At 41.0% G+C, this 24,603-nt stretch carries 25 protein-coding genes, 16 tRNA genes and 2 rRNA genes; 40 read left to right on the top strand and 3 right to left on the bottom strand.

The window, feature by feature from the left end:
- The 20 genes from ACXAHI_RS17965 to ACXAHI_RS17870 form a co-directional block, all read left to right on the top strand.
- Positions 1-93, top strand: a 23S ribosomal RNA gene (locus ACXAHI_RS17965); the annotation flags it as partial.
- A 257-nt stretch (positions 94-350) separates the two neighbouring features.
- Positions 351-467 (top strand): 5S ribosomal RNA (gene rrf / locus ACXAHI_RS17960).
- 10 nt (positions 468-477) lie between these two features.
- Positions 478-552, top strand: a tRNA-Asn gene (locus ACXAHI_RS17955).
- A 1-nt stretch (position 553) separates the two neighbouring features.
- Positions 554-645: transfer RNA gene (locus ACXAHI_RS17950), tRNA-Ser, on the top strand.
- Positions 646-660: 15 nt separating this feature from the next.
- A tRNA-Glu gene (locus ACXAHI_RS17945) sits at positions 661-735 on the top strand.
- Positions 736-759: 24 nt separating this feature from the next.
- Positions 760-835, top strand: a tRNA-Val gene (locus ACXAHI_RS17940).
- 7 nt (positions 836-842) lie between these two features.
- Positions 843-918 (top strand) — tRNA-Asp (locus ACXAHI_RS17935).
- A gap of 22 nt (positions 919-940) precedes the next feature.
- Positions 941-1,017, top strand: a tRNA-Met gene (locus ACXAHI_RS17930).
- 115 nt (positions 1,018-1,132) lie between these two features.
- Positions 1,133-1,208 (top strand) — tRNA-Phe (locus ACXAHI_RS17925).
- Between the two features lie 4 nt (positions 1,209-1,212).
- A tRNA-Thr gene (locus tag ACXAHI_RS17920) sits at positions 1,213-1,288 on the top strand.
- Positions 1,289-1,359: 71 nt separating this feature from the next.
- Positions 1,360-1,444: transfer RNA gene (locus tag ACXAHI_RS17915), tRNA-Tyr, on the top strand.
- Positions 1,445-1,451: 7 nt separating this feature from the next.
- Positions 1,452-1,525, top strand: a tRNA-Trp gene (locus ACXAHI_RS17910).
- Positions 1,526-1,552: 27 nt separating this feature from the next.
- A tRNA-His gene (locus ACXAHI_RS17905) sits at positions 1,553-1,628 on the top strand.
- A 6-nt stretch (positions 1,629-1,634) separates the two neighbouring features.
- A tRNA-Gln gene (locus ACXAHI_RS17900) sits at positions 1,635-1,709 on the top strand.
- An 8-nt stretch (positions 1,710-1,717) separates the two neighbouring features.
- A tRNA-Gly gene (locus ACXAHI_RS17895) sits at positions 1,718-1,792 on the top strand.
- 10 nt (positions 1,793-1,802) lie between these two features.
- Positions 1,803-1,877: transfer RNA gene (locus ACXAHI_RS17890), tRNA-Cys, on the top strand.
- A 26-nt stretch (positions 1,878-1,903) separates the two neighbouring features.
- Positions 1,904-1,993 (top strand) — tRNA-Leu (locus ACXAHI_RS17885).
- 32 nt (positions 1,994-2,025) lie between these two features.
- Positions 2,026-2,110: transfer RNA gene (locus ACXAHI_RS17880), tRNA-Leu, on the top strand.
- Between the two features lie 170 nt (positions 2,111-2,280).
- On the top strand, positions 2,281-2,907 hold the full coding sequence (locus tag ACXAHI_RS17875) for a DUF421 domain-containing protein (RefSeq protein WP_474850205.1): 627 nt from the start codon (positions 2,281-2,283) through the stop codon (positions 2,905-2,907).
- Between the two features lie 74 nt (positions 2,908-2,981).
- Positions 2,982-3,680, top strand: a complete 699-nt coding sequence (locus ACXAHI_RS17870) for a DsbA family oxidoreductase (RefSeq protein ID WP_474850203.1) — start codon at positions 2,982-2,984, stop codon at positions 3,678-3,680.
- A gap of 43 nt (positions 3,681-3,723) precedes the next feature.
- Here the strand turns inward: ACXAHI_RS17870 and yvfG are convergent, their stop codons facing one another.
- Together yvfG and ACXAHI_RS17860 are read right to left on the bottom strand one after the other, a co-directional pair.
- Positions 3,724-3,945, bottom strand: a complete 222-nt coding sequence (gene yvfG, locus ACXAHI_RS17865) for a protein YvfG (RefSeq protein ID WP_270182382.1) — start codon at positions 3,943-3,945, stop codon at positions 3,724-3,726.
- A 243-nt stretch (positions 3,946-4,188) separates the two neighbouring features.
- On the bottom strand, positions 4,189-4,857 hold the full coding sequence (locus ACXAHI_RS17860) for a B3/B4 domain-containing protein (protein WP_474814295.1): 669 nt from the start codon (positions 4,855-4,857) through the stop codon (positions 4,189-4,191).
- 80 nt (positions 4,858-4,937) lie between these two features.
- On the opposite strand from ACXAHI_RS17860, the gene ACXAHI_RS17855 reads away from it, so the two are divergent.
- The 14 genes from ACXAHI_RS17855 (at position 4,938) to ACXAHI_RS17790 (ending at position 20,111) form a co-directional block, all read left to right on the top strand.
- A complete protein-coding gene (locus ACXAHI_RS17855) occupies positions 4,938-6,638 on the top strand; it encodes an ABC-ATPase domain-containing protein (protein WP_474850201.1) in 1,701 nt (566 codons plus the stop codon).
- Positions 6,639-6,673: 35 nt separating this feature from the next.
- Entirely contained in the window at positions 6,674-7,813 is a 1,140-nt protein-coding gene (gene queG / locus ACXAHI_RS17850) for a tRNA epoxyqueuosine(34) reductase QueG (protein WP_270182385.1), read from the top strand.
- Positions 7,814-7,880: 67 nt separating this feature from the next.
- Positions 7,881-8,420, top strand: a complete 540-nt coding sequence (locus ACXAHI_RS17845; protein WP_270182386.1) for a methylated-DNA--[protein]-cysteine S-methyltransferase — start codon at positions 7,881-7,883, stop codon at positions 8,418-8,420.
- A gap of 126 nt (positions 8,421-8,546) precedes the next feature.
- Positions 8,547-9,440, top strand: coding sequence for an amidase domain-containing protein (locus ACXAHI_RS17840; protein WP_474850199.1), 894 nt, complete (start codon positions 8,547-8,549; stop codon positions 9,438-9,440).
- A gap of 65 nt (positions 9,441-9,505) precedes the next feature.
- The gene (trmL, locus tag ACXAHI_RS17835; protein WP_474850197.1) at positions 9,506-9,979 is read left to right on the top strand and encodes a tRNA (uridine(34)/cytosine(34)/5-carboxymethylaminomethyluridine(34)-2'-O)-methyltransferase TrmL; all 474 of its coding nucleotides are present in this window, start codon (positions 9,506-9,508) and stop codon (positions 9,977-9,979) included.
- A 307-nt stretch (positions 9,980-10,286) separates the two neighbouring features.
- A complete protein-coding gene (locus ACXAHI_RS17830; RefSeq protein ID WP_270182389.1) occupies positions 10,287-10,592 on the top strand; it encodes an antibiotic biosynthesis monooxygenase family protein in 306 nt (101 codons plus the stop codon).
- Between the two features lie 151 nt (positions 10,593-10,743).
- Positions 10,744-12,639: a PrkA family serine protein kinase gene (locus ACXAHI_RS17825; protein ID WP_270182390.1), complete on the top strand. Its 1,896-nt coding sequence runs from the start codon at positions 10,744-10,746 to the stop codon at positions 12,637-12,639.
- A 158-nt stretch (positions 12,640-12,797) separates the two neighbouring features.
- Positions 12,798-13,355 (top strand): signal peptidase I, encoded by a 558-nt coding sequence (gene lepB, locus ACXAHI_RS17820; protein ID WP_474850195.1) that lies wholly within the window; start codon positions 12,798-12,800, stop codon positions 13,353-13,355.
- A 60-nt stretch (positions 13,356-13,415) separates the two neighbouring features.
- Complete coding sequence (locus tag ACXAHI_RS17815; protein WP_474850193.1) at positions 13,416-13,580, top strand: hypothetical protein; 165 nt, start codon at positions 13,416-13,418, stop codon at positions 13,578-13,580.
- A 331-nt stretch (positions 13,581-13,911) separates the two neighbouring features.
- Positions 13,912-15,078: a sporulation protein YhbH gene (gene yhbH / locus ACXAHI_RS17810; RefSeq protein WP_270182393.1), complete on the top strand. Its 1,167-nt coding sequence runs from the start codon at positions 13,912-13,914 to the stop codon at positions 15,076-15,078.
- Positions 15,079-15,175: 97 nt separating this feature from the next.
- Positions 15,176-16,027: a ComEC/Rec2 family competence protein gene (locus ACXAHI_RS17805; protein ID WP_474850191.1), complete on the top strand. Its 852-nt coding sequence runs from the start codon at positions 15,176-15,178 to the stop codon at positions 16,025-16,027.
- 76 nt (positions 16,028-16,103) lie between these two features.
- Positions 16,104-16,541: a CBS domain-containing protein gene (locus tag ACXAHI_RS17800; protein WP_270182395.1), complete on the top strand. Its 438-nt coding sequence runs from the start codon at positions 16,104-16,106 to the stop codon at positions 16,539-16,541.
- 118 nt (positions 16,542-16,659) lie between these two features.
- Positions 16,660-18,195: a GNAT family N-acetyltransferase gene (locus tag ACXAHI_RS17795; RefSeq protein ID WP_474850189.1), complete on the top strand. Its 1,536-nt coding sequence runs from the start codon at positions 16,660-16,662 to the stop codon at positions 18,193-18,195.
- 179 nt (positions 18,196-18,374) lie between these two features.
- Positions 18,375-20,111 carry a phospho-sugar mutase gene (locus ACXAHI_RS17790; protein ID WP_474850187.1) on the top strand — a complete coding sequence of 579 codons (1,737 nt, stop codon included), beginning with the start codon at positions 18,375-18,377 and terminating at the stop codon, positions 20,109-20,111.
- A gap of 79 nt (positions 20,112-20,190) precedes the next feature.
- On the opposite strand, the gene ACXAHI_RS17785 is transcribed toward ACXAHI_RS17790, so the two are convergent.
- Positions 20,191-20,379, bottom strand: a complete 189-nt coding sequence (locus tag ACXAHI_RS17785; RefSeq protein ID WP_270182398.1) for a hypothetical protein — start codon at positions 20,377-20,379, stop codon at positions 20,191-20,193.
- A gap of 156 nt (positions 20,380-20,535) precedes the next feature.
- Here ACXAHI_RS17785 and ACXAHI_RS17780 point away from each other — a divergent pair, with 156 nt between their 5' ends.
- The 6 genes from ACXAHI_RS17780 to ACXAHI_RS17755 all read left to right on the top strand — a co-directional run bounded on the left by ACXAHI_RS17780 (position 20,536) and on the right by ACXAHI_RS17755 (position 24,434).
- A complete protein-coding gene (locus ACXAHI_RS17780; RefSeq protein WP_270182399.1) occupies positions 20,536-20,796 on the top strand; it encodes a metal-sensitive transcriptional regulator in 261 nt (86 codons plus the stop codon).
- 43 nt (positions 20,797-20,839) lie between these two features.
- Positions 20,840-21,463, top strand: coding sequence for a hypothetical protein (locus ACXAHI_RS17775; RefSeq protein ID WP_474850185.1), 624 nt, complete (start codon positions 20,840-20,842; stop codon positions 21,461-21,463).
- Positions 21,460-22,017 (top strand): redoxin domain-containing protein, encoded by a 558-nt coding sequence (locus tag ACXAHI_RS17770; protein ID WP_474850183.1) that lies wholly within the window; start codon positions 21,460-21,462, stop codon positions 22,015-22,017. The genes ACXAHI_RS17775 and ACXAHI_RS17770 overlap by 4 nt, the downstream gene beginning before the upstream one ends.
- Positions 22,018-22,105: 88 nt before the next feature.
- Positions 22,106-22,297: a hypothetical protein gene (locus ACXAHI_RS17765; RefSeq protein ID WP_270182402.1), complete on the top strand. Its 192-nt coding sequence runs from the start codon at positions 22,106-22,108 to the stop codon at positions 22,295-22,297.
- Between the two features lie 137 nt (positions 22,298-22,434).
- Entirely contained in the window at positions 22,435-23,844 is a 1,410-nt protein-coding gene (locus tag ACXAHI_RS17760; RefSeq protein WP_474850181.1) for a SpoVR family protein, read from the top strand.
- On the top strand, positions 23,844-24,434 hold the full coding sequence (locus ACXAHI_RS17755) for a hypothetical protein (protein ID WP_474850179.1): 591 nt from the start codon (positions 23,844-23,846) through the stop codon (positions 24,432-24,434). Before ACXAHI_RS17760 ends, ACXAHI_RS17755 begins: the two co-directional genes overlap by 1 nt.
- The last annotated feature ends 169 nt before the right edge of the window (positions 24,435-24,603 follow it).

Here is a 24,603-nt window from a genome sequence, read left to right as displayed (position 1 = left end):
GATCCCTCAGAGATGATGAGGTTGATAGGTTCGGGGTGGAAGCGTGGCGACACGTGGAGCTGACGAATACTAATCGATCGAGGGCTTAACCAAACGAAAAGTAAAGCAGGCTTGGTCATATTCAGAGACCATTGGAGCTCTTGAACGTAAGGCGTTTTCCGCCTGAAGTGAAAGAGTGAAATGGGCAAGGATATAGCCTGCGGCACTAGACATCGCGAAAAATGTTGTTGAAATACGTTGCGAGTGCTATCTAGTTTTCAGGGAATAAATTTTCTCTTGAAAAACGACAAAATATATTGTAATATATATCTTGTCGCTAGCAATCACACGAATGTGCGAGCTGTTAGAAGTCTGGTGATGAAGGCGAAGAGGTCACACCCGTTCCCATGCCGAACACGGAAGTTAAGCTCTTCAGCGCCGATGGTAGTTGGGGGCTCTCCCCCTGCAAGAGTAGGACGTCGCCAGGCTAAACATTATTCCACAGTAGCTCAGTGGTAGAGCTATCGGCTGTTAACCGATCGGTCGTAGGTTCGAATCCTACCTGTGGAGCCATGGAGAGCTGTCCGAGTGGCCGAAGGAGCACGATTGGAAATCGTGTAGACGGTCAACGCCGTCTCGAGGGTTCGAATCCCTCGCTCTCCGCCAGCTACATACTAGATTGGCCCGTTGGTCAAGCGGTTAAGACACCGCCCTTTCACGGCGGTAACACGGGTTCGAATCCCGTACGGGTCACCAACTTAATTCATTGTTTTACTCTGTGGAGGATTAGCTCAGCTGGGAGAGCATCTGCCTTACAAGCAGAGGGTCGGCGGTTCGAGCCCGTCATCCTCCACCATTACAAAGGTCCCGTGGTGTAGCGGTTAACATGCCTGCCTGTCACGCAGGAGATCGCGGGTTCGATTCCCGTCGGGACCGCCATTTTATTCAACTTTAATATCGTCGCGGGGTGGAGCAGTTCGGTAGCTCGTCGGGCTCATAACCCGAAGGTCGCAGGTTCAAATCCTGCCCCCGCAACCAAAATAAAATTTTAACTACGTCGATTTATCTTCTAAGCTAAAATTTAATCGGAGTCCCTTTAGGGGCAACCTATTCTCTTTTCTTAGATCGACCGTTAAAATTAATTTAAAAGAATGGCTCTGTAGCTCAGTCGGTAGAGCAGTGGACTGAAAATCCACGTGTCGGCGGTTCGATTCCGTCCGGAGCCACCATGTTGCCGGTCTAGCTCAATTGGTAGAGCAACTGACTTGTAATCAGTAGGTTGGGGGTTCAAGTCCTCTGGCCGGCACCATTTTTCCTGAAAAGGTATCAATTCCCATTGTTTTTATATATAGTATATATTACAATGATAATTGTCTATTCGGAGGGGTAGCGAAGTGGCTAAACGCGGCGGACTGTAAATCCGCTCCCTCAGGGTTCGGCGGTTCGAATCCGTCCCCCTCCACCATCTTGATAGGGGTATAGTTTAAAGGTAGAACAGAGGTCTCCAAAACCTCCGGTGTGGGTTCGATTCCTACTACCCCTGCCAATTTATTTTTTAAAACTTGTTGTTGTGGCGATTGTGGCGAAGTGGTTAACGCACCGGATTGTGGTTCCGGCATTCGTGGGTTCGATTCCCATCAGTCGCCCCATTATGTTGGGCTATAGCCAAGCGGTAAGGCAACGGATTTTGATTCCGTCATGCGCTGGTTCGAATCCAGCTAGCCCAGCCATTTTAGTTGCGGAAGTAGTTCAGTGGTAGAACACCACCTTGCCAAGGTGGGGGTCGCGGGTTCGAATCCCGTCTTCCGCTCCATTTTTATAACGGCGGCATAGCCAAGTGGTAAGGCACGGGTCTGCAAAACCCTTACGCCCCGGTTCGAATCCGGGTGCCGCCTCCAATCTTCATATTTTTTAAAAAAGTCCTGCCGGAGTGGCGGAATTGGCAGACGCACAGGACTTAAAATCCTGCGGAGGGTGTACCTCCGTGCCGGTTCGAGCCCGGCCTCCGGCACCATTTACTTTCCGAAATTAAAAAATTGTCTTTATGCCGGTGTGGCGGAATTGGCAGACGCGCACGACTCAAAATCGTGTTCCGTGAGGAGTGTCGGTTCGAACCCGACCACCGGTACCAGTTACATAGTTGATACTTAAACGTCAGGATTTCTACAGTGTAGAAGTCTTTTTTTATTGTCTTAAACCTTAATTAGAAACAACCACTTCTTCATAATGTCTCATCTTTCAGTGAAAACTAGAATGTGGGATCGTCGTAGATAGACCTCATGAGAAGGAGGAGTGGGTGTTTTGGATTACTCATTGTTATGGAAAGCAGTATTACTCGTGGTTGGAGGAACGTTCATCTTGCGGATTGCAGGACGAAAATCGATTAATCAGATGACGATCGCTCAGGTCGTTATTATGATTGGAATGGGTTCTTTGATCGTACAGCCGATTGCTGGGGAAAACGTGCTAGTGACGTTTGTAATTGCTTTAGTACTCGTATTTACTCTGGTTTTAATCGAACTTGGTGAGCTGAAAGTTGACTGGATCGAAGGATTGGTTTCTGGGCGGTCTAAGATGGTTATTAAGGACGGTACATTGCAAGAGAAAGAACTAAAAAAGCTGAGATTAACTGTTGATCAATTAGAAATGAAATTAAGACACTCTCAAATCTCCTCGATCGAAGACGTTCAGGAAGCTACAATGGAAGCGAATGGCCAACTGGGTTATACACTAAAGCCTCACATGCAAACAGCGACAAAAGGCGATGTCGATTCATTACGTCAGGATCTCATGGCGATTCAACGGTTATTAGGTAGCAGTCCATCCAATTCAGTGATAACGACAGGCCCAATGAATTCTAAATTGTTTTCTGAAGTTGAGGCATCGATGTCCTCTTCTCCGAATGATGAACACAATAACTTACAATGAGCGTAACATTATCGCTGTATATGCGAAAAATGGTACACTGACTGTAAATCGTTTACTATGAAAGAGTGATAATCATGAAAATAGAAATATGGTCTGATTTTGTATGTCCTTTTTGCTATATAGGAAAAAGACGCTTAGAAACCGCGCTTCAATCCTTTCCACATCGTGACGAGGTTACGGTCGTTTATAGAAGCTTTGAACTTGATCCGAACGCAGAGAAAGCAACTGGAAAAAGCAAAGCTGAGCTTTTAGCGAGTAAGTATAATGTCAGCCTTGAACAGGCTGAAGGTATGTGTGAGAACATGAGGCAACAAGCAGAAAACGAAGGCTTAACGTTTGATTTTAAGAATATGAAGCCTACTAATTCTTTTGATTCTCACCGACTGCTTCAGTTTGCTGCAAAACACGATTTAATGGAAAAGATGGCAGAAAGACTTTTCTATGCCTACTTTACTGAAACGGAAGACATCTCTGATCTTGACACGCTTTGTAACCTAGCTGAAGAGGTGGGACTTGATAGGGCAGAAGTGAATGATGTCCTTCGTAGTGAAGAGTTTTCAAAAGAAGTACGCTTTGATGAGTCTCTTGGCAGCCAATTAGGCATTCAAGGCGTTCCATTCTACGTCTTTAATGAAAAGTATGCTGTTTCAGGTGCCCAGCCTCCAGAGATGTTCCAACAGGCGTTAAACAAAGCCTGGGAAGAGGATAAGCAGCTTCAGGTAATCACTAGTGAAGGTGACGCTTGTGGTACTGATTCATGTGACATCAAGTAAACAAATAAAAAGGCTCTCTTACACGTTGTAAGAGAGCTTTTTGTTATTCTTCCGTCTTTTCTTCTTTAATCGTCTTGTATGCAGTATCCAGGTTTCGGATTCTACGAACGATCTCAGAATTTTTGTTAAGATTGTCGTAAATCATAGACGACACAACTGACCGGTAGTAACTGTTCATCGCTTCTTGCTTTGAGAACACATCATCGTTTTTCTTTATGTACTGTCTAAAGTTTTCTTCAAAGAAAGGTATTGAAAAAGGTTCCATATGCTCATTCCTTTCACATTGGTTTCAGTCACTATCATACACTTGTAGAATCTATATTGAAATATTGTAAAGCAAATCTAAAGAAAATTAAAATTACCTATTGTTTTGCTATTATACTTTGTGTTATTCTAACTACATCAGCGAGGTTTGTAGAAAAACCTCGAATTTTCACCATTTACCCAACGCAGTGTTTCGTTATGATTAACGAAGCGTTGCGTTTTTTTATGTTTGCTCTACAATCGTTCAGTTTGCTAATCCGTAATTAAAGTCTCCGCCATGAATCTGATTAAACATTTCCCCAGAAGCTTGTAAAAGTTTATTTGCCTCCTCATTTGAGAGGGAAGGTTGAATATAATATAGCTGTATAGCATTTGTCGTTTCCTCAGTAACCGCAGTACGCTCTGAGTCCACAATTGGACTTCCGAATGGACCTTTTTCGTCTAGAGAGACTAGCTTGTTAGTGAAGTTCACTTCTCGACCATTCAATCCTTGATACGTTGTAGTCTCATCGCCCAGTTCGATGGAGATCGAACCTTCTACCTTATCTAGATCATAGATACCGATCGGAATCTTATACTGCAATGAGAGAAGGTTGTTTATATCTGCAGCAGAATGAATCCTCGGAAGGTCAGAACCTTTCTTAAGTCGTCTTAAAAGTGCTTCTGACGATGGGCGATACCGTGAAGGGTCAGTTCCGAGCTTTTTGAATACTGTTCGCCATTCTTTAACTGGTTGAAAAGATGTAATCTCTGCATCTTCTAAGTCCATCATCATGGTTTCAAGGTAAAACTGATATCTCCCGCGCACCATTTGCGGTGAGTTTTCAACCACGATATCATGATAAGTGATCCATCCAATTTTAAAGTCAGGAAGTATTTCGGTAATAGATGTTGAGAGAGAAATGTTAGTCATGTTACCGTTCTCCTTAATGTTTATTTCCGTTCATTTTATCATAAGAGACTACTAGAAGCTCAAAAGGAGGCTCACCTCATATGAAGAATTTGATCGATCATTTACAACGTATAGATGGAAAAAGTTATAAAGCTTATAAAGATATAAGAGGGAGCTATGATTTCGAGAATTACACTCTTTCGATCGATTATGTACAAGGAGATCCATTCGCAAGCCCTTCTAGAATAAGAGCTATCATTCCTCGTCACAAAGCTAAGGTGAAGACTGAATGGTTTGATGGGGATCAAAGGCAGATCAGGTTAGAAGACCTTATCGCAAGGAAGGTAGCAAAGTCCATTTACAAACACAAAGGAAATATCAAGGGTTCCGGTAAGAGTGGCACGTTTATCATTGATGCACCTAAACAAAAAGTTTTAGAACGTACGGCTGTGTCAGTAACAAAAAACAACATTACGATCTGCTTATCAGTGGGCTTACCAGCACAAGGTAGACGTGTACTAGGTAGACAAGCTCAGCAAATGTTAACGACGTATTTACCAGAGATCCTAAAAGCATCTATCTTCTCTCTAAATGAGGGTGAGGTAATTGAAGCCATTCATCTAGCGGATCAACAAGAAACGATTAGAATGTTCTTAAAAGATAGAGGGTACGTAGCGTTTATCGCGAACGGTGCCATACTGCCTCGAGAGAGCGGTATCAGCGATCGGCCGTTACAGAATAAAGCTGTTCCATTCAAGTCTCCGTCTAGCAAAGAAGTCTATATCTCGATCCCCCATAAAAAGGAACCGATAAAAGGGATGGCGATCGAGAAAGGAATATCCCTCATAGTAGGGGGCGGGTATCATGGCAAAAGTACCCTCTTGCATGCACTCGAGCATGGCGTTTATGATCATATTGCAGGTGATGGCAGAGAGTATGTGATCACTGATGAACTAGCTATGAAAATACGCTCTGAAGATGGCAGGAAGGTGACAGGGGTAAACATCTCACCGTTTATTGAGAATTTACCGTTTGGGAAAGATACTCGTTCCTTCACTACAGAAAATGCTAGTGGAAGTACATCTCAGGCAGCAAATATAATAGAAGCAGTAGAAGCAGGCTGTCATGCACTGTTGATCGATGAAGATACGAGTGCAACGAATTTTATGATTCGAGATGTTCGGATGCAGCAACTCGTCTCAAAAGACAAAGAGCCGATCACACCTTTTATAGACCGTGTACAGCAACTATATAACCAACATAGTGTTTCAACGGTACTCGTCATGGGGGGCTCAGGCGATTATTTCGATGTAGCCGATACGGTTATTTTGATGGAGAATTACCTTCCATATGATGTAACGAATGAGGCTAAAAGGATTTCAGCTGAGTCTACTATAGCTCGAAATAAAGAAGGTGGCGACCTTTTCGGAGAGGTGGACCGCCGCCTTCCTCATAAATCTAGTTTAAATAGTCAAAAAGGGAAAAAGGCGAAGGTTTCTGCAAAAGGACTTCACCACATTCTATATGGCAATACTGATATTTCACTTCTTCAAGTCGAGCAACTGATCGATCCAAGTCAAACGCGATTAGCTGCGGAGATTCTTCATTTTCTTGAAAGGAAGAACAAACTTGGAGACGTATCTGTTTCTGAGCTTTTGGATGCAGTTGAAAAACAAATGGATGAAGAGGGGATCGGATCATTCTCTATGTTTGCCAATCAACATCCAGGTGATCTTGCTCGTATTAGAAGAACAGAGTTGGCAGCAGTATTGAATCGACTTAGAACATTGAAAATCGTCTAATAACGTTAATTTTCATGAAGAAGGGAGGGAGTAAAGTGACAAACGCCCAGTTAAAGGAAGAGATTGTTGCATACAGTAAATCAATTGGAATTGATAAGATAGGTTTTGCGGCAGCTGATCCCTTCAAATCGCTCAAAGAGCGGTTGAAGCAACAGCAGCAGTTAGGTTATCAATCAGGGTTTGAAGAACCTGATATTGAGAAACGAACGGAGCCTGAGCTCTTGTTACGTGGCGCGACTACGATCGTTTCGATCGCCATCGCATATCCATCAAAAATGAAGGATAGCCCAAGAAGTAAAAGAGGCGAGCGGAGAGGTCTATTTTGTAGAGCGTCATGGGGCGTCGATTATCATCACGTGTTAAGAGAAAAGCTCTCCCTTCTTGAATCATTTATAAAATCGAAAGTTCCAACTGCTCAAACAAGCTCGATGGTTGATACAGGCGAATTATCTGATCGAGCAGTAGCCGAACGAGCTGGACTTGGTTTTACTGGGAAGAACACGATGCTGATTACGGAAGAGTTCGGTTCTTGGGTCTATCTTGGTGAGATGATCACAGATGTCTTTATAGAGCCGGATGAACCAGTTGAAGAAGGTTGTGGAGATTGTAATATTTGTGTAGATGCTTGTCCAACTGGAGCACTAGTTGAAGGTGGCCAGTTGAACGCAAGTAAATGTATTGCTTTCTTAACTCAAACTAAAGGTTTTCTTCCTGATGAGTATCGCTCAAAGTTAGGCAACAGACTTTATGGGTGTGATACGTGTCAGCTTGTATGTCCGAAAAACAAGGGTATCGATTTTCACCATCACCCTGAACTTGAACCAGATCCAGAAGTTGTGAAACCAAAGTTAATTCCACTGCTTACGATGAGTAATAGAGAATTTAAAGAGAAGTTTGGAAAAGCGGCTGGTTCGTGGCGTGGGAAGAAGCCAATTCAACGAAACGCCATCCTTGCTCTAGCGCATTACAAAGACGAAGCAGCTGTAGATACACTGATTGATTTGATGAGAAATGACCCAAGGCCTGTCATTCGAGGGACATCCGCTTGGGCACTCGGAAAGATCGGTGGAAACAAGGCGTATGATGCCTTAATAAATGAGCAAATGAAAGAAAAAGACCAGGAAGCGGCAGATGAGATTGAAAAAGGGCTGTCTATGCTTCAAAATAAGTCTTAATGGTGTTGGTCAAATAATATAATGTCTTGTAAGATAATGAAAAATGTTGAATAAAAGAAGGGATAGCATGGAGAAACAAGTGATCAGTTATGGGGAGTTTCAATCACCGATTGGAACGCTGACATTATTTGCGGGTTCTGAAGGAGTTTACAGACTTGATTTCGGATTTGCTGAAGATATGCTACCCGCGGCTGAAGCATGGTTTAAGAAAAATCATGTAAAACCAGATTTCGTTATGAATTATGAAATCATCGACCCGATTATTGTTCAATTAGAAGAGTTTTTTAGCGGAAAAAGAAGGATGTTTGATTTAAAACTAAATTTGATTGGAACACCTTTTCAAAAGAAAGTATGGAATAGTCTTAGCACGATTCCATACGGTGAGACCCGCTCATATAAAGACGTTGCTGTTGATATTTCTGCTCCTCGAGCAGTCCGTGCGATCGGTTCTGCCAATAACCGCAATCCACTGCCGATCATTATTCCTTGTCATCGTGTGATTGGGAGCAATGGTGCACTTGTTGGATATGGTGGAGGAATGGATAAGAAGGAATACTTGCTATCACTCGAACAGCAGACCGCAATTCAAACAGCAGTAACTTCATAAGTATTATCGAGCTCGGAGTTCATAGACGAACTTCCGAGCTTTTTTGTGCTATTAAAGTTTCACCCTGCACTAAGTGGTATGTGTAACCATTCAACAACATAAAGTGCGAAGAGGGGGGAACGCAAAATGGGGTGGGAAGAGCAGCTTAAACCCTTTTGGGAGGAACAAGCATCATACTTAATGAACGGATCGCTATCTTTTAGAAGTAATGGGAAACGTCCGGCTACTGAAGAAGAAGCTGTTAACAGGTTTATTAAGAAATGCAGCGCTCGCGAAGCTACCGTTGTGAGAGTACTGAATAAAGGTGTACTTCTCGGTAAAAAAAAGTTATCTAAAACTCGAATCTATGATTATTATCTCCACCAGCAATTCGTGATCAAGCATGGTAAGAAGATGTACCAAGAAGAGCGCTTTGAAAAAAGGCTTGCAGAGTTAATCGATGGAGAACTAATTCATGATCGATCCGTTGAGCAAGAAGGTGTACACTGTGATAATCCTGTACGGGCAGGCAGGGGAGATGAAAGGTTGAAGGGATCGTATTATGATCGTTTATCTGCTGTTAAATATGCTGAAAACTGGTGGGATGATTATAATCCTGCTTATCCAATATTTGATGGAGATTGTACGAACTATGTCTCTCAATGTATCCATGCTGGTAAGGCACCTATGAGGGGTTATCCTGATCGAACCAGAGGATGGTGGGTGCGAAAAAACAGCTGGAGCTATTCGTGGTCAGTCGCTCATGCATTACGGTGGTATCTTAGTGGTTCAAAGAGTGGGCTAAAAGCAAGAGAAGTCTATCAGCCTGATGATTTAGTACCGGGCGATGTGATCAGCTATGATTTTACTGGAGATGGGAACTGGCAACATACGACGATCGTAGTCGATCAAGATGGAAAAGGGCAGCCGCTTGTAAACGGGCATAACACGAACTGTCGTATGCGCTATTGGGACTATGAGGACTCAACGGCATGGACGCCGAACATCCAGTATAAATTTTTTCATATTGAAGATGAATAGCATATTCTTTCTCTCCGTGGAAAACATGCTATAATAGATATGTTTTGAAGCGGAGGTGAATCAATATGTCTTTAAATATCGTTCTATTTCAGCCGGAGATTCCTGCAAATACTGGGAATATTGCTCGTACTTGTGCGGCTACGAACACAAGTCTTCATCTTATTCGTCCATTAGGTTTCTCTACAGATGATAAGATGCTAAAACGTGCAGGTCTCGATTACTGGAAATATGCTGACGTTCATTATTACGATTCTCTAGAAATATTCTTTAATCAGAATGAAGGCGGAGAATTTTATTATATTACGAAGTATGGTACGAACTCTCATACTGACTTCGATTATTCGGATGTTAGTAAAAATACGTTCTTTGTTTTTGGAAGAGAAACAAACGGTTTGCCGGATGAGCTGATCGAGAATAATAAGGAGCGCTGTCTACGCTTACCTATGACAGACCACGTGCGTGCGCTTAATCTATCGAATACAGCGGCAATCATGGTGTATGAGGCACTTAGACAACAAGGATATCCTAATATGAAATAAAAAAGAACGACCTTAACGGTCGTTCTTTTTTATCGACTACCTTTTTTGGTTTTTTGAGGTCGATCATTGTAACCAGCCGTAAAGATGGCTGCTAGAAATGCAAGTATTACTACTAAGATACCCAGGAAACTCATGGTTTCATCCTCCTCAGGTAAAATTATGTCCAAGTCTATCTATGATTATAAACGATGTTGAAGGTGTTGTGAATGTTTTGAGGGTAATTCGATACTCTTCGGGATGAATGAGTTGGAAAATTTGCCACATTCCTATACGATAGAAGGAGATCGATTAAAGGAGGCTTTTGTTTATGTATGTTGTTATGAACGAACTGAAAGTACCTGATGAACACAAAGCTGTAATGAAAGAACGCTTTGGAAAAAGTGCAGAAAGCATGAAGAACGTTGAAGGTTGTCTTGAGTTTCTTTTTCTTGAACAACCATCTGAAAATGGAAAGCTGATCGTGTTTACAAAATGGGAAGATGAAGATGCCTATCAAAAATGGATTCATTCTGACTCATTCAAAAATGCACACAAAGAAAAGCGTGAATCAAAAGAAAAGTCTCCTGCATCTGGAAACGAGCTAAGTGAATTTAATGTTGTTTACCACACGTAAAACCGGCTATGCCGGTTTTTTTGTTTGTGGTAGACGTTAGGACCAGAGATAAAAACAACCTTTTCTACGTAAGAAAGAAAACAGAATGTTATAGGACATCCCCGCATACCATGTATTAAATCCGATGAATCAAATTTGGAGGGGGCTCGTAATGGATATCTTACGTAAAATCCAGCAGCATCGAGATGAAGAGAGGCGGCTGAAGTGGGAAGGAACCTTTGGCGAGTACTTAGAAATTATCAAAGAACGACCTGAAGTAGCGCAGTCAGCTCATTCACGCGTTTATAATATGATAAAAGATGCTGGTATTAACGAGGTAGATGGCAAGAAAAGCTACAACTTCTTCGCTGAAGAACTTTATGGTCTTGAGGAAGCAATCGAAAGGTTAGTCGAAGAATACTTTCACCCAGCTGCAAAGCGATTAGACGTCAGAAAGCGTATCTTATTGCTTATGGGTCCTGTAAGTGGAGGTAAATCCACGCTCGTTACCATTTTAAAAAGAGGCTTGGAGAAATATTCACACGAAGATGCAGGAGCGGTTTATGCAATCAAGGGCTGCCCGATGCATGAAGATCCGCTTCACTTAATTCCTCACCACATGCGAGAGGAGTTCTACAAAGAATACGGTGTTCGAGTCGAAGGTAGCCTATCTCCATTAAACCTTATGCGTCTCGAACAAGAATACGGTGGCAGAATCGAAGAAGTTATGATCGAACGAATTTTCTTCAATGAAGACAAACGGACAGGAATTGGAACATTCAGTCCTTCTGATCCGAAGTCACAGGATATAGCAGACCTCACTGGTAGTATCGATTTCTCGACGATTGCAGAGTTTGGTTCTGAATCTGATCCAAGAGCATATCGATTCGACGGTGAATTAAACAAAGCAAACCGAGGCATGATGGAATTCCAGGAGATGCTGAAGTGTGATGAAAAGTTTTTATGGCATTTGCTATCGTTAACACAGGAAGGAAACTTTAAAGCCGGTCGCTTTGCATTGATATCAGCAGATGAATTAGTAGTAGCTCATACGAACGAAGCCGAGTATCGCTCGTTCATCTCAAATAAAAAGAACGAAGCTCTCCATTCCCGTATCATCGTGATGCCTGTACCGTACAACTTAAAAGTAAGCCAGGAAGAGCGCATTTACGAGAAAATGATTCGAGAAAGTGATGTTGCTGATGTCCACATCGCGCCACATGCACTTCGAGTCGCTGCAATTTTCTCTATCCTCACAAGATTGAAGGATTCAAAGCGTCAGGGAGTAGACCTCGTCAAGAAGATGCGTTTGTATGACGGGGAAATTGTTGAAGGATTCAATCAGGTAGATGTTGATGAGATGCAGAAAGAGCATTCTGATGAAGGAATGAGTGGTATTGATCCGCGTTACGTCATCAATCGAATCTCTTCTACGATCATCAGAAAAGAAGTACCTTCAATCAATGCACTGGATGTGCTTCGTTCATTGAAAGACGGCTTGGATCAGCACGCTTCCATTTCAAAGGAAGATAAAGAGCGCTACATGAACTTTATCTCAGTTGCTAGAAAAGAGTACGACGAGATTGCTAAGAAAGAAGTTCAGAAGGCATTTGTATATTCTTATGAAGAAAGTGCTAAGACGCTCATGGATAACTACCTTGATAACGTAGAGGCGTACTGTAATAAGAATAAGCTTCGTGATCCTCTTACTGGTGAAGAGATGAGTCCAGATGATAAGTTGATGCGTTCCATTGAAGAACAGATCGGTATTTCAGAGAACGCAAAGAAAGCTTTCCGTGAAGAAATCTTGATCAGAATTTCGGCATACGCAAGAAAAGGAAAGAAATTCGATTACAATTCGCATGAGCGTTTAAGAGAAGCGATTCAAAAGAAATTGTTCGCTGACCTTAAGGATGTTGTGAAGATCACGACTTCTTCTAAAACGCCGAATGAAAATCAGTTGAAGAAAATTAATGATGTTATCGCTCGATTGATCGATGAGCATGGATACAATTCAATCTCTGCCAATGAACTTCTTCGTTATGTAGGAAGCTTATTGAATCGATAACTGGTGAAAAAGCATGCCTAACAGGTGTGCTTTTTTTCTTGAACAGCGTCTAATTTGTGAAAAGTTTGTATATCCTATAGTGAGATTAACCGGGTGCTTGTGCCTTTTTAGTATGAGTGATAGATTATACGTAAAGACGTATTGAAGAGAGGTTTGACATGAAAAAGGAACGCAGTCCGCTTTGGGAATGGCTGAAAGCATTTTCAATAGCCGTTGTCCTGGCGATTGTAATTCGTGAATTTATCATAACGAACTATGTTGTTCACGGAGAATCCATGATGCCTACCATTCAGGATGGAAATCGGCTGATCATCAATAAGATAGGATATGAAGTATCTGATCCGGATCGCTTTGATCTCGTCGTGTTTCATGCGAACGAGAATGAAGACTATATCAAAAGAGTGATAGGACTTCCCGGTGATACGCTTGAGTATAAAGATGACCAACTTTATATAAATGGCAAGAAAATGAAAGAACCGTATCTAACTCATTTTAAAAGTGAAGTCTTTAATGGGAATTTGACTGAGAACTTTAAACTCGAAGATAAAACGGAGAAAGCTGTAGTGCCAGAGGGGTATTTATTCTTAATGGGTGATAATAGACGGCATAGCTATGATAGCAGACATATCGGTCTCGTCCCGATCGACCAAGTTGTCGGTGAGGTGAACCTGCGTTATTGGCCGATCGAAGAATTTGATTTCACTTTCAAGAAATGAATTTTTTAGGTTCCAAAAAGGTGAAGCAGGGGTATTCTCTTCTTAAGGAGGTAGTTCATTGTGTCAGAACGAAAAGATAAACCTGCAAACAGTTCAATGGCAATGGATGAGAAAGAAATGAAAGAGCTTGGTAAAGAGATGGAAGAGCTTGAAACTAACCAGGAATTAAAGAAAAATGGGCGACGCCCTGACCCTGTCCAAAACGAAAATGATAAAAAAGAATAATGCCCATGTTTGAAGGCTGTCGAGATGTTCTCGGCAGCCTCATTTTTGTTAAAAAAGTGTGTAGGCAGCATGGGCAATTAACGAAAAGAGAATATTCTTAATGCATTTCTTATACAATCTATCAATAGTTTTACAATTCGTACGTTCCGAGCTTGATTTGTCAGAATTAATTGTCAATTATCGCTTGTATTTGCATAGGATAAAGTATACTACCTTTTAGATTCAGGGAGTCAAAATTAGTATTCCGCTTTTGAACAATCACCATGAGCGATCATCGATCATTGAATAAATATCCGATAGAAATATTATTTTTTAAGGAGGGGAATATGGCATGAAAGACAGGAACACCAAAAACTTTGTTGTCTCTCAGGAGAATTGGTCCCTCCACCGAAAAGGCTATCAGGATCAAGTGCGACATTCCGAGAAGGTTCAAGATGCTATCAAAAATAATTTACCAGATCTAATTAGTGAGGAGAACATTATACTATCTAACGGTCGTGACGTAATTAAAATACCAATTCGCTCTCTTGATGAATATAAAATTCGGTATAACTATGACAAATCAAAGCATGTTGGCCAGGGTGACGGGGATAGTCAGGTTGGAGATGTTATCGCCCGTGACGGATCAGGTGAGAAGAAGCCTGGTGGAGGTAAAGGCGAAGGAGCTGGGGATAAACCTGGCGATGATTTTTATGAAGCTGAAGTCTCATTGATGGAGCTGCAGGAAATTCTCTTTAAAGAATTGGAACTACCTAATTTACGTGAAAAAGAGACAGCTGAAGTTGTGAAGAAGAAAGTTGAGTTTAATGATATTCGTAAAACTGGCTTGATGGGTAACATCGATAAGAAACGAACGATCCTTTCTGCTTACAAGCGAAATGCAATCGAAGGAAGGCCAGGAATAGCACCGATTTATCAAGATGATCTTCGCTTTAAAACGTGGAACGAAGAAATAAAACGAGAATCAAAAGCTGTTGTACTTGCTATGATGGATACAAGTGGATCAATGGGTAAATGGGAGAAATATATGGCGAGAAGCTTCTTCTTTTGGATGACACGCTTCTTACGTTCGAAATACGAAACTGTGGAAATCGAGTTCATTGCTCACCATACCGAAGCGAAAGTCGTCTCTGAGGACGATTTTTTTTCAAAAGGTGAAAGCGGTGGAACCATTTGTTCATCTGCCTATCGTAAAGCTTTAGAACTGATTGAAGAAAAGTATTCACCAGCTCGCTATAATATCTATCCATTTCATTTCTCAGACGGTGATAACCTTACTTCCGACAATTCACGCTGTGTGAAGCTTGTGAATCAGATCATGAAAGTGTCGAATATGTTTGGGTACGGGGAAGTTAATGCCTACAATCGCCACTCAACATTGATGAGTGCCTATAAGAATATCCATGATCCAATGTTTAGACACTATATTTTGAAAGAGAAGAAGGATGTTTACCACGCAATGAAGAGTTTTTTCAAAAAGGAAGAAGTTCATTCGTAATGGTTTCCCACCAGGGGAACCATTTTTTTGTTTTGGAAGCATGAAAAGAAAAGGAAGCTTCATACTAAAATCAACAACGAGTAATGGAGGATTGCTTATGAAGAGTGCTTCCGTAGCATTTATTTCCTTCATCCTTATCCTATTTCAACCTTTCATTGCGGTAGCTGATGAAGTTAGCGCAGAGCTTCATTTCATTGATGTCGGACAAGCTGACAGTATCCTTGTACTGCAAGGGGGGAAAGCAATGCTCATCGATGCTGGAGATAATAAGGATGGTGACAAAGTTTCGAGTTATTTAAAAAATCTTGGTATCAAACGTTTAGATTACCTAATCGCGACCCATCCACACCACGATCATATTGGGGGAATGGATGAAATCGTGAACGACTTCAAAATAGGAAAAGTGATCATGCCTGACGTATCCTACCCCACTCGACATTACCGCTCTTTAATGAAGGCGATCAAAAAGAGAGAGATACCGGTTAGTGTCGCTGAGAGCGGAAAGAAAGCAAGGTTTGGAAAGGGAATCACGCTTCACTTTTTTTCCCCGATCCGCCATGCAGAATATGAGGATTTTAATGACTACAGCGCAGTCGTTCAATTAAGGCATCACAATAATTCATTTTTGCTGATGGGAGACGCTGGTGAACAAGCTGAAAAGGAGATATTAGCAGATGCAAAGAAAAAACTCCCTTCAGATGTGATTAAGATCGGTCATCATGGAGCTGATTCTGCTTCAACCAAACCATTTATAAAAGCGGTAGCTCCTCAAGCAGCCATTATCTCAGTTGGCAAAAACAATCCTTATCATTATCCAGATAAATCTGTTTTAAAGACGCTTAGTACGATGAAGATCCCCATTTTCAGGACAGACCAACTTGGGACAATTATCGCTAAAAGCGATGGGGAAAGGATCGTTTTTCATACGGGTCAAAAAAAGGAAAAATAATTTGACCAAACGAAGCTCACACTAGTTTGTGTAAGACCTCGTCTTTTGAGTCTTTACCATTTATCAACTGGGAGGAATGTTTGTGCATAATAATCTGCAAGGCGTCATGTCTAGAAACGTCGTATCTGTTACACCAGAACAATCTGTTCAGGAAGCAGCCGCATTGATGAGTCAGCATAATATCGGTGCCCTTCCTGTAATGAAGGATGGACAACTGTGTGGGATCATTACCGATAGAGATATTACGACGCGTTCGACTGCTAGTGGCGGGGCAGCAACTTCACAGGTAGGACAGTGTATGTCGAACAACTGTGTATCAGCGAACCCTAACATGTCAGCAGATGAAGCAGCAGCATTAATGGCACAAAACCAAATCCGTCGACTGCCAGTCGTTGAAAACAACCAGGTAGTCGGAATGGTTTCGCTTGGGGACTTTGCTACGAAAACACCGGATCAACAGGAAGCTGGTCCAGCTCTATCCAGCATTTCTCAAAACGGTACAACTCGAGCATAACGATGTTGAGGCTGGCTGATGTCAGCCTCTTCTTATTCTGAAAATTGTTACCTCTATGATAAAATGAATATGAAATTGGGTACATAGTAAGATAGGCAGTTACGTGGAGGTAGATAAGATGTCTGAATTAGATGTTTCTAAATTCGAAAAAAAGATGGAATTACGAGGTATCAAAAAAGAAGATATCGACGAAATACTCGCTTTACAAAATGAATGTTTCCCAGGCATGGACCCATGGAAGCGAGAGCACTTAGAAAGTCATCTAGCTGTTTTCCCCGAAGGTCAATTTTGTGTTGAATATGAAGGGAAAATCATAGGTACCTGCTCGAGCTTGATGGTGAATTTCGATGAGTATGACGATCAACACACATGGGATGACATTACGGACGAAGGCTATATTACAAACCATAACCCAGATGGTTATAACTTATATGGAATTGAGGTAATGGTTCATCCTGAGTATAGACGAATGAAAATCGGTAAACGTCTGTATGATGCCAGAAAAGATTTAGCAAGAGAATTAAATGTAAAGAGTATCATCATCGGTGGACGCATTCCGAACTATCATAAGTATGCTGATCAGATGAAACCATCGGAATATGTTGAGGAAGTAAAATTCCAAAATATTTATGATCCTGTCCTTACATTCCAGCTTATGAATGGATTTAATGTGATGAGGATCAATCCTAACTACTTGCCAGATGATAAAGCTTCAAGACGTTATGCTACGCTTATGGAATGGAATAACGTTGAATACAAAGCCAAGACAAGACGCCATTTCAGATCTTCATTCCCAGTTCGTATTTGTGCGATCCAATACGCGATGAAGAAAATTTCCTCATTTGATGAATTTGCTAATCAAGTTGAATATTATGTGGATGTTGCAGCTGATTTCGGATCGGATTTCGCAGTGTTCCCTGAAATCTTCACGACACAGCTCATGTCGTTTATGGATGAAGACATTCCTAGTAAAGCTGTGAGACGTTTAACGGACTATACTGAACCATACATCGAGTTATTTACAGACCTTGCCGTGAAATACAATGTAAACATTATCGGAGGCTCTCACTTCGTGTTAGAAGATGAGAAGATCTATAATATCGCGTATCTTTTCAGAAGAGATGGTACGATTGAGAAACAATATAAAATACATGTGACCCCAAATGAAAGACGTTGGTGGGGGATACACGGTTCTGACGGAATCGAAGTGTTCGATACAGATTGCGGTAAAATCGCGATCCAAATCTGTTACGATATCGAATTCCCTGAACTTGGTCGTATTGCGACAGACAAGGGCGCTAACATTATCTTCACACCGTTCTGTACGGATGATCGCCAAGGGTACTTAAGAGTACGTTACTGTGCTCAGGCTCGTGCGGTTGAGAACCAAATCTATACCGTTATAGCAGGAACGATCGGAAACCTTTCACAGGTGGAGAATATGGACGTACAGTATGCACAATCTGGCATCTTTACGCCATCAGATTTTGCGTTTTCAAGAGATGGTATTGTTGGAGAGTGTCACCCCAACATCGAAACGGTCGTTGTAGGTGATGTCGACCTCGAAATATTAAGAAGGCAGCGCCAATCTGGTACTGTTCGTCAATTAAGAGACAGAAGAAAAGACTTATATGAGATTCATTACAAGAAGTAAGCCTTTCACGGCTTGCTTCTTTTTTTATATCCTTTCATATTTTTATTGGAATTCGTTGGAATCCATATTAATATTAACTCTGAGAGCAGGGTTTTCTTGTTTAGGTAGAAGGAATTTTGCTCATTACATAGAAGACAAGTATATGCTAAAAGTAGCTAGACACAACACAGGAGGCAGAGATGAACTGGAAAAACGAATACAAACGATGGAATACAGCAACTGACCTTGATGAGGACTTAAAAAGCGACCTTACGATGCTTGAGGGTGATGAAAAATCACTAGAAGATGCATTTTATAAGAACCTTGAGTTTGGTACAGGTGGCATGCGTGGAGAAATTGGTCCTGGTATTAACAGAATGAACACGTACACGGTAAGAAAAGCTTCAGAAGGTCTGGCTCAATACATATTGAAGAATGGCGAAAGTGCTAAGAAACGTGGAGTAGCGATCGCCTATGATTCTCGTCATAAATCACCAGAGTTTGCGATGGAATCTGCAAAAGTATTGGCTAGTCATGGTATCCAAACATACGTATTTGAAGAACTAAGGCCAACACCGGAGCTTTCGTTCGCTGTAAGGAAGCTGAATGCTTTCGCGGGAATCGTTATCACAGCTAGTCATAACCCTCCTGAGTATAACGGCTACAAAGTGTATGGGGAAGATGGTGGACAACTACCTCCTAAAGTAGCAGAGGAAGTCATCTCATATGTTAACAGTGTAGAAAACGAATTAGCGGTGAACGTTTCTTCAGAAGCTGATTTAAAAAGTCAGGGCCTAATCAAAATGATCGGTTCTGAAATTGATGATCAATACATTGAGCAGTTAAAGACGCTACGCGTGAATGAATCTCTCTTAGAAGAGATGGGAGATCAGCTTAAAATCGTTTTTACGCCATTACATGGAACTGCTAACCATCCTGTTCGTGATGGACTTAAAGCTTATGGGTTCAAGCATGTCACTGTCGTTAAAGAACAAGAATTACCAGACCCGAACTTCTCCACAGTATCATCACCAAACCCTGAAGAACATGCTGCATTTGAACTTGCCATTCAATATGGCGAGAAAGAAGATGCTGATGTTTTACTTGCAACTGATCCGGATGCAGACCGTGTAGGTGTTGCGGTTAAGAATAAAGAAGGTCAATATGTTGTGCTTACTGGCAATCAGACAGGTGCACTATTATTGGATTACATCATTACTCAAAAGAAGGAAAAAGGTGAACTTCCTGAAAACGGTGCTGTGCTGAAAACGATCGTAACTTCTGAAATCGGTAGAGTAATCGCAGAAGATAACGGACTTACATCGTATGATACTCTTACAGGTTTTAAGTTTATTGGGGAAAGAATTAAAGAATACGAAACTTCTGGTGAACACACCTTCCTATTTGGCTATGAAGAAAGTTATGGCTACTTGATCGGAGACTTTGTTCGGGATAAGGATGCGGTTCAAGCATGTTTAGTAGCGGCAGAAGTAGCGGCTTATTACAAATCAAAAGGAATGACGTTGTACGAAGGATTACTAGAAGTTTTTGAGCAATATGGCTATTATCAAGAAGGCCTTGAATCCCTAATGCTTAAAGGGAAGGAAGGTGCGGAGAAAATCAATTCACTCCTCACTCAATTCCGTGAAGAGCCACCATCAGAAGCTGCAGAATTAAATGTTGCGATTGTAGAAGACTACCAAACGAGTACACGTACGTATATGAAGGATAACCGTAGTGAAACAATCGACCTACCTAAATCAAACGTATTGAAATACAAGCTTGAAGATGGCTCATGGTTTTGTTTACGACCATCAGGCACTGAACCAAAAGTTAAGTTTTATTTTGGAGTAAACAGTACAAGCCTTGAAGACAGCGAAAGAAAACTAGACGCGCTGAGATCTTCCGTTATGTCAAAAGTTAACGAACGACTATAACAGAAAATAACCAGGACGATATTCGTCCTGGTTATTTCATGAAAAACAAAAGAAAACCGGCTTAAAAGCCGGTTTTCTATTATTGATGTAAATGTTGTTTGTTTAATTGTGCTTCGTATTCAGCTTTGTTCATTCGAATGAGCTTAAATACTTTATCTTTCGTCTCATTATCCAATTTTTCCAGAATCTTTCCTGCTTTGTATTCATTTGAAGTTACAATTTTTCTGTAAATCTTAGATAATCGTTTATCATCTTCGGATAACTCCAAAAGGTCCTGCCTCCTTTAAATGAAATAACCCTTTTTCCTATCCTTAAATTAAGATTTATTTTACAATATATGAAGAGAAGGCGCAAGTGTTTAATCTTTTATAAAAAAGTATATGCTTTTAAAATAGATTTAGCCTAATGGAAAGGAGTTCGGAGTATGGAATATACAAATGAGATGAAGAACCGGCTTAAACGAGTAGAAGGACAAATACGCGGCGTTTTGCGCATGTTGGAGGAAGAAAAAGATTGTAAAGATGTCATTACCCAACTATCGGCAAGCAGAACAGCGATCGATCGTACAATCGGTTTGATCGTAGGGTCTAACCTTGAGGAGTGCATCCGAATGCAGCTCGATAAGGGAGAGTCGACTGAAGAAGTTGTAAAAGAAGCAGTGAACCTCCTTGTTAAGAGTCGTTAAGTTTGGTCATTATACTATTCAAAGAACGCTAAGGAGTTAAGTTGTGCAAATAGGAAACGTATCAGTACCAGAACATCTCATTTTGATGGGGGCAAGCATAGCTCTCGCACTTTTTAGTATCGCTATTATTCATAAAATCCTAAGCTTATCATCCAATGCTACTGATCTAGCTTTCGAAACGGTCGTTTCCTTTATTGTCGCTTGGAAGGCGAGTCTAATCATAGTGAGTCCGCTGCTGGTTGTTGAGTCTCCTCTATCGCTCTTATATTTTACTGGTGGTGAGACGGGCTATATTATTGCGCTTTTTATTAGTATGGTATATCTTCATTTCAAGCTAAAGGGCGATAACCGCAAAAATAATCTATACTTACTTGGATTCGGGTTACTAATTGGAACGATCAGCTATGAATCTTTTCACTTTCCTACTAAGAGCTCGATGCTTCTCGTCGTGCTATTACTATCGATGGTGTTATTAATGGTTTATTGGAAATCGTACGAATGGCGCTTCCTCGATGTAATGTTGTGGGGCAGTATTCTTATCTTCATCGTGGGTATGATAAGGCAAGATGTGATGTTTCAACTATCAAAGCAGCAATGGTTATATCTTTTCGTGGCCGTTTATACTGTTTGGACACAATATGATGTGTTTAGGAGGAAAGCTAGATGAAGCGTTTGATTCCAGGCATCATCGTCGTAGTTAGTTTAGTCATTTATGCGGTAGTATCATCTTTTACAGATGGTTCCGGAACGTCTCCACAAAAGGATGCTGGTCAACAGGCGTTAGCTCAAGTTGAAGAAGGTATCCAAAATGGAAATCTTGCACCTGACTTTTCATTAGAGACCCTTTCAGGTGAAAAAACAAACCTATCTGATTATAGAGGTAAGGTCGTATTCTTGAATTTCTGGGCTACCTGGTGTCCTCCATGTAAGGCTGAAATGCCTCATATGCAAGATTTCTATGAAGAGAATTCTGAGGAAGTAGAAATTGTAGCGGTTAACCTCACTTCAAATGATTCTGTTCATTCAGTTGAAGAATTTGTAAAAGAATATGGTGTAACGTTTCCTGTTCTTTTAGATGTTGAAGGAGAACAAGCAGAAAAATTTGCAACAATCACGATCCCAACCACCTATATCATTGACAGAAATGGTATAATTAAACAGAGATTAGTTGGACCAATGAGTAAAGACAAAATGGAAGAGCTGGTATCGTCAGTGCAATAGATGCCAGCTAATTATTAGGGGTTTCGTTCGCTGAGTCGTTCGTTTTATTGAATGGTCTGGTATCTGAAATGAAAAAGGAGGGGATCGATTGACGAGTTTTCTTTATGGAATCATATTTTTTATCATGTTAGGGTTCGTTCAGTACAGCTGGTTCTATGAACCTACGCATGGACCAGCGATCGAATTTAGCTCGACTAGGTCCTATATCGTTACATCGATCGTTTTAGGTCTACTAGTGGGCTATCTAGTTACTTCAGGGATCACCCAACTTTACAATTGAATTTGGAACATAAAAAGCTGCTGGATTTCCAGTAGCTTTTTATGTTTTTTTCTAAAAACCTGTATTTCCTTGCCTTAATCATGAAGTGGTTTGTCCTCACATACATATTAATAAGCAATATTTTAGGAGGGAAGGAAATGAGTGCTGAGAAAGAGATTTTTTACGCTATCGAAGAGATTACAGAAATAGCCAAGGGGTTCGGCCTTGATTTCTATCCAATGCGTTATGAAATCTGCCCGGCAGATATTATTTATACGTTCGGGGCATATGGTATGCCAACAAGGTTTTCGCACTGGAGTTTCGGGAAACAATTCCACAAAATGAAGCTGCAGTATGATTTAGGATTAAGCAAAATTTATGAACTCGTTATTAATTCAGATCCATGTTATGCCTTTTTGTTAGATACAAATACGTTGATTCAGAATAAGTTGATTATCGCGCACGTCCTTGCACACTGTGATTTCTTTAAAAACAACGTTCGATTTTCGAACACCCGTCGCGATATGGTGGAAAGCATGACTGCAACTGCAGAACGAATTGCGAATTATGAACATCAGTATGGAAAAGAAGAAGTTGAGAATTTCCTAGATGCAGTGCTTTCGATACAAGAGCACATCGACCCTTCCATTATGCGTGCGAAGTTAGCTTATGATCTTAGTCAAGATGATGAAGAGGTGAAAGTGGTAAAAGACGATTCACCTTATAATGATCTATGGTCGTTAGATGGTGACGACACGAAGGACGAGCAGCGTCCAAAACAAAGAAAAAAATTCCCTCCTCAACCTGAGAAGGACCTCTTATTGTTTATACAGGAATACAGTAAAGAGCTCGAAGATTGGCAGCGTGACATCATGACGATGATGAGAGAAGAGATGCTCTATTTCTGGCCACAGCTTGAGACAAAGATCATGAATGAAGGATGGGCGAGTTATTGGCATCAGAGAATCTTACGTGAAATGGATTTAACAACTGAAGAATCCATCGAGTTTGCTTCTTTGAATGCAAATGTTGTTCAGCCTTCAAGAACAAGAATAAACCCATACTACTTAGGGTTGAAAATTTTTGAAAACATTGAAGAGGTCCATGATAACCCTACCGAAGAGATGTTAATGAGGGGAGTAAAGCCTGGTAGTGGGAGAGAAAAGATGTTTGAAGTTCGAGAAGTAGAGGCTGATATCTCGTTCATTCGAAATTATTTAACGAAAGATCTTGTTCATAGAGAAGATTTGTACTTATTCCAGAAAAAAGGTAGAGACTATAAAATTGTTGATAAAGAGTGGGAAATGATTCGAGATCAGCTCGTGACGATGAGAGTGAACGGAGGTTTTCCATATTTAACAGTTGTTGACGGGGACTACATGAGGGCTGGAGAGATGTACATCAAACACTCTTACGAAGATACTGAGCTCGATCTTCAATATTTAGAGCGCGTTCTGCCTTACATTCATCAAGTATGGGGCCGCCCTGTTCATATGGAAACAATGGTAGAAGAAAAGGAAGTCGTATTCTCCTACGATGGAAAGAAGATGCACCGTAGGTATCTGTGATGAGTGGCGTTGCGTTAGGAACGCCATTCACGGACTTTTGGACATATGTACTGTTTGTTGTCTCTGCAGGTGTGTTAGGTGGCATCGGTAATATCCTTCTCACCGGTGAATTTAGGCTATGGCGTAAAATCAAAAGCGAGGGTCATGGCGATTATTATAGTATCGGTTCATTAAAAGAACCAATTATCGGTGGTATTGGAGCGCTCTTAATGACGCTCTTGATGGTTGAAGTATATGAAAACGTAGAGAATTTACTCTATATTTCTATTCTCACTGGATTCGGAAGCAGTGCGTTTTTAAAGCGATATATCGACGGAAAGATCGATGTTATCCAAGAACAAAGCACAACCCTTTTACAAACTGAGAACTTACAGTACTACGATGAAGAAGGGAAGAGCACTGGAGATACGGCAGTTAAGGGCGTTATGACTACGAATGGTCAGCTACCCGTTTATTTAACGAGTGATGAGATGCAAAGACTGATGTCTCTTCAGTCAAGGCTAGGTGATGCAATCAGCCATAAAGAAGCAAAAGTGTGTCAATTTGAGATGAAAGCATTGATCAACAAAGGGAAACAAAGGGCATTTTAATAGCATACTGGACGGGGACCGTATTATTACGGTTCTTTTTTGTTTTGTGTAAAATGAACCTCCACTATGACAAAATGGGTATAAGAAAGAGAGCGAATGAAGATTCTCAATAATGAGGATGATTATACCAAACGTTGACAGATCATTCATTTGGTTTATGATAGGGAAT

Source organism: Anaerobacillus sp. ABD4_527, from assembly GCF_056160805.1.
The sequence above is the reverse complement of the archived record's forward strand: the minus strand, read 5'-3'. Positions and strand labels throughout refer to the sequence as shown.

Excerpts from the sequence above, each read along its gene's own strand:
- ACXAHI_RS17755 (WP_474850179.1), top strand. The coding sequence starts at position 23,844 with ATGAGTGGCGTTGCGTTAGGAACGCCATTCACGGACTTTTGGACATAT.
- trmL (WP_474850197.1), top strand. The coding sequence starts at position 9,506 with ATGTCTTTAAATATCGTTCTATTTCAGCCGGAGATTCCTGCAAATACT.
- ACXAHI_RS17780 (WP_270182399.1), top strand. The coding sequence starts at position 20,536 with ATGGAATATACAAATGAGATGAAGAACCGGCTTAAACGAGTAGAAGGA.
- ACXAHI_RS17830 (WP_270182389.1), top strand. The coding sequence starts at position 10,287 with ATGTATGTTGTTATGAACGAACTGAAAGTACCTGATGAACACAAAGCT.
- yhbH (WP_270182393.1), top strand. The coding sequence starts at position 13,912 with ATGAAAGACAGGAACACCAAAAACTTTGTTGTCTCTCAGGAGAATTGG.
- ACXAHI_RS17845 (WP_270182386.1), top strand. The coding sequence starts at position 7,881 with ATGGAGAAACAAGTGATCAGTTATGGGGAGTTTCAATCACCGATTGGA.
- yvfG (WP_270182382.1), bottom strand. The coding sequence starts at position 3,945 with ATGGAACCTTTTTCAATACCTTTCTTTGAAGAAAACTTTAGACAGTAC.
- lepB (WP_474850195.1), top strand. The coding sequence starts at position 12,798 with ATGAAAAAGGAACGCAGTCCGCTTTGGGAATGGCTGAAAGCATTTTCA.
- ACXAHI_RS17760 (WP_474850181.1), top strand. The coding sequence starts at position 22,435 with ATGAGTGCTGAGAAAGAGATTTTTTACGCTATCGAAGAGATTACAGAA.
- ACXAHI_RS17840 (WP_474850199.1), top strand. The coding sequence starts at position 8,547 with ATGGGGTGGGAAGAGCAGCTTAAACCCTTTTGGGAGGAACAAGCATCA.
- ACXAHI_RS17805 (WP_474850191.1), top strand. The coding sequence starts at position 15,176 with ATGAAGAGTGCTTCCGTAGCATTTATTTCCTTCATCCTTATCCTATTT.
- ACXAHI_RS17790 (WP_474850187.1), top strand. The coding sequence starts at position 18,375 with ATGAACTGGAAAAACGAATACAAACGATGGAATACAGCAACTGACCTT.
- ACXAHI_RS17870 (WP_474850203.1), top strand. The coding sequence starts at position 2,982 with ATGAAAATAGAAATATGGTCTGATTTTGTATGTCCTTTTTGCTATATA.
- ACXAHI_RS17825 (WP_270182390.1), top strand. The coding sequence starts at position 10,744 with ATGGATATCTTACGTAAAATCCAGCAGCATCGAGATGAAGAGAGGCGG.
- ACXAHI_RS17800 (WP_270182395.1), top strand. The coding sequence starts at position 16,104 with ATGTTTGTGCATAATAATCTGCAAGGCGTCATGTCTAGAAACGTCGTA.
- ACXAHI_RS17860 (WP_474814295.1), bottom strand. The coding sequence starts at position 4,857 with ATGACTAACATTTCTCTCTCAACATCTATTACCGAAATACTTCCTGAC.
- ACXAHI_RS17770 (WP_474850183.1), top strand. The coding sequence starts at position 21,460 with ATGAAGCGTTTGATTCCAGGCATCATCGTCGTAGTTAGTTTAGTCATT.
- ACXAHI_RS17795 (WP_474850189.1), top strand. The coding sequence starts at position 16,660 with ATGTCTGAATTAGATGTTTCTAAATTCGAAAAAAAGATGGAATTACGA.
- ACXAHI_RS17855 (WP_474850201.1), top strand. The coding sequence starts at position 4,938 with ATGAAGAATTTGATCGATCATTTACAACGTATAGATGGAAAAAGTTAT.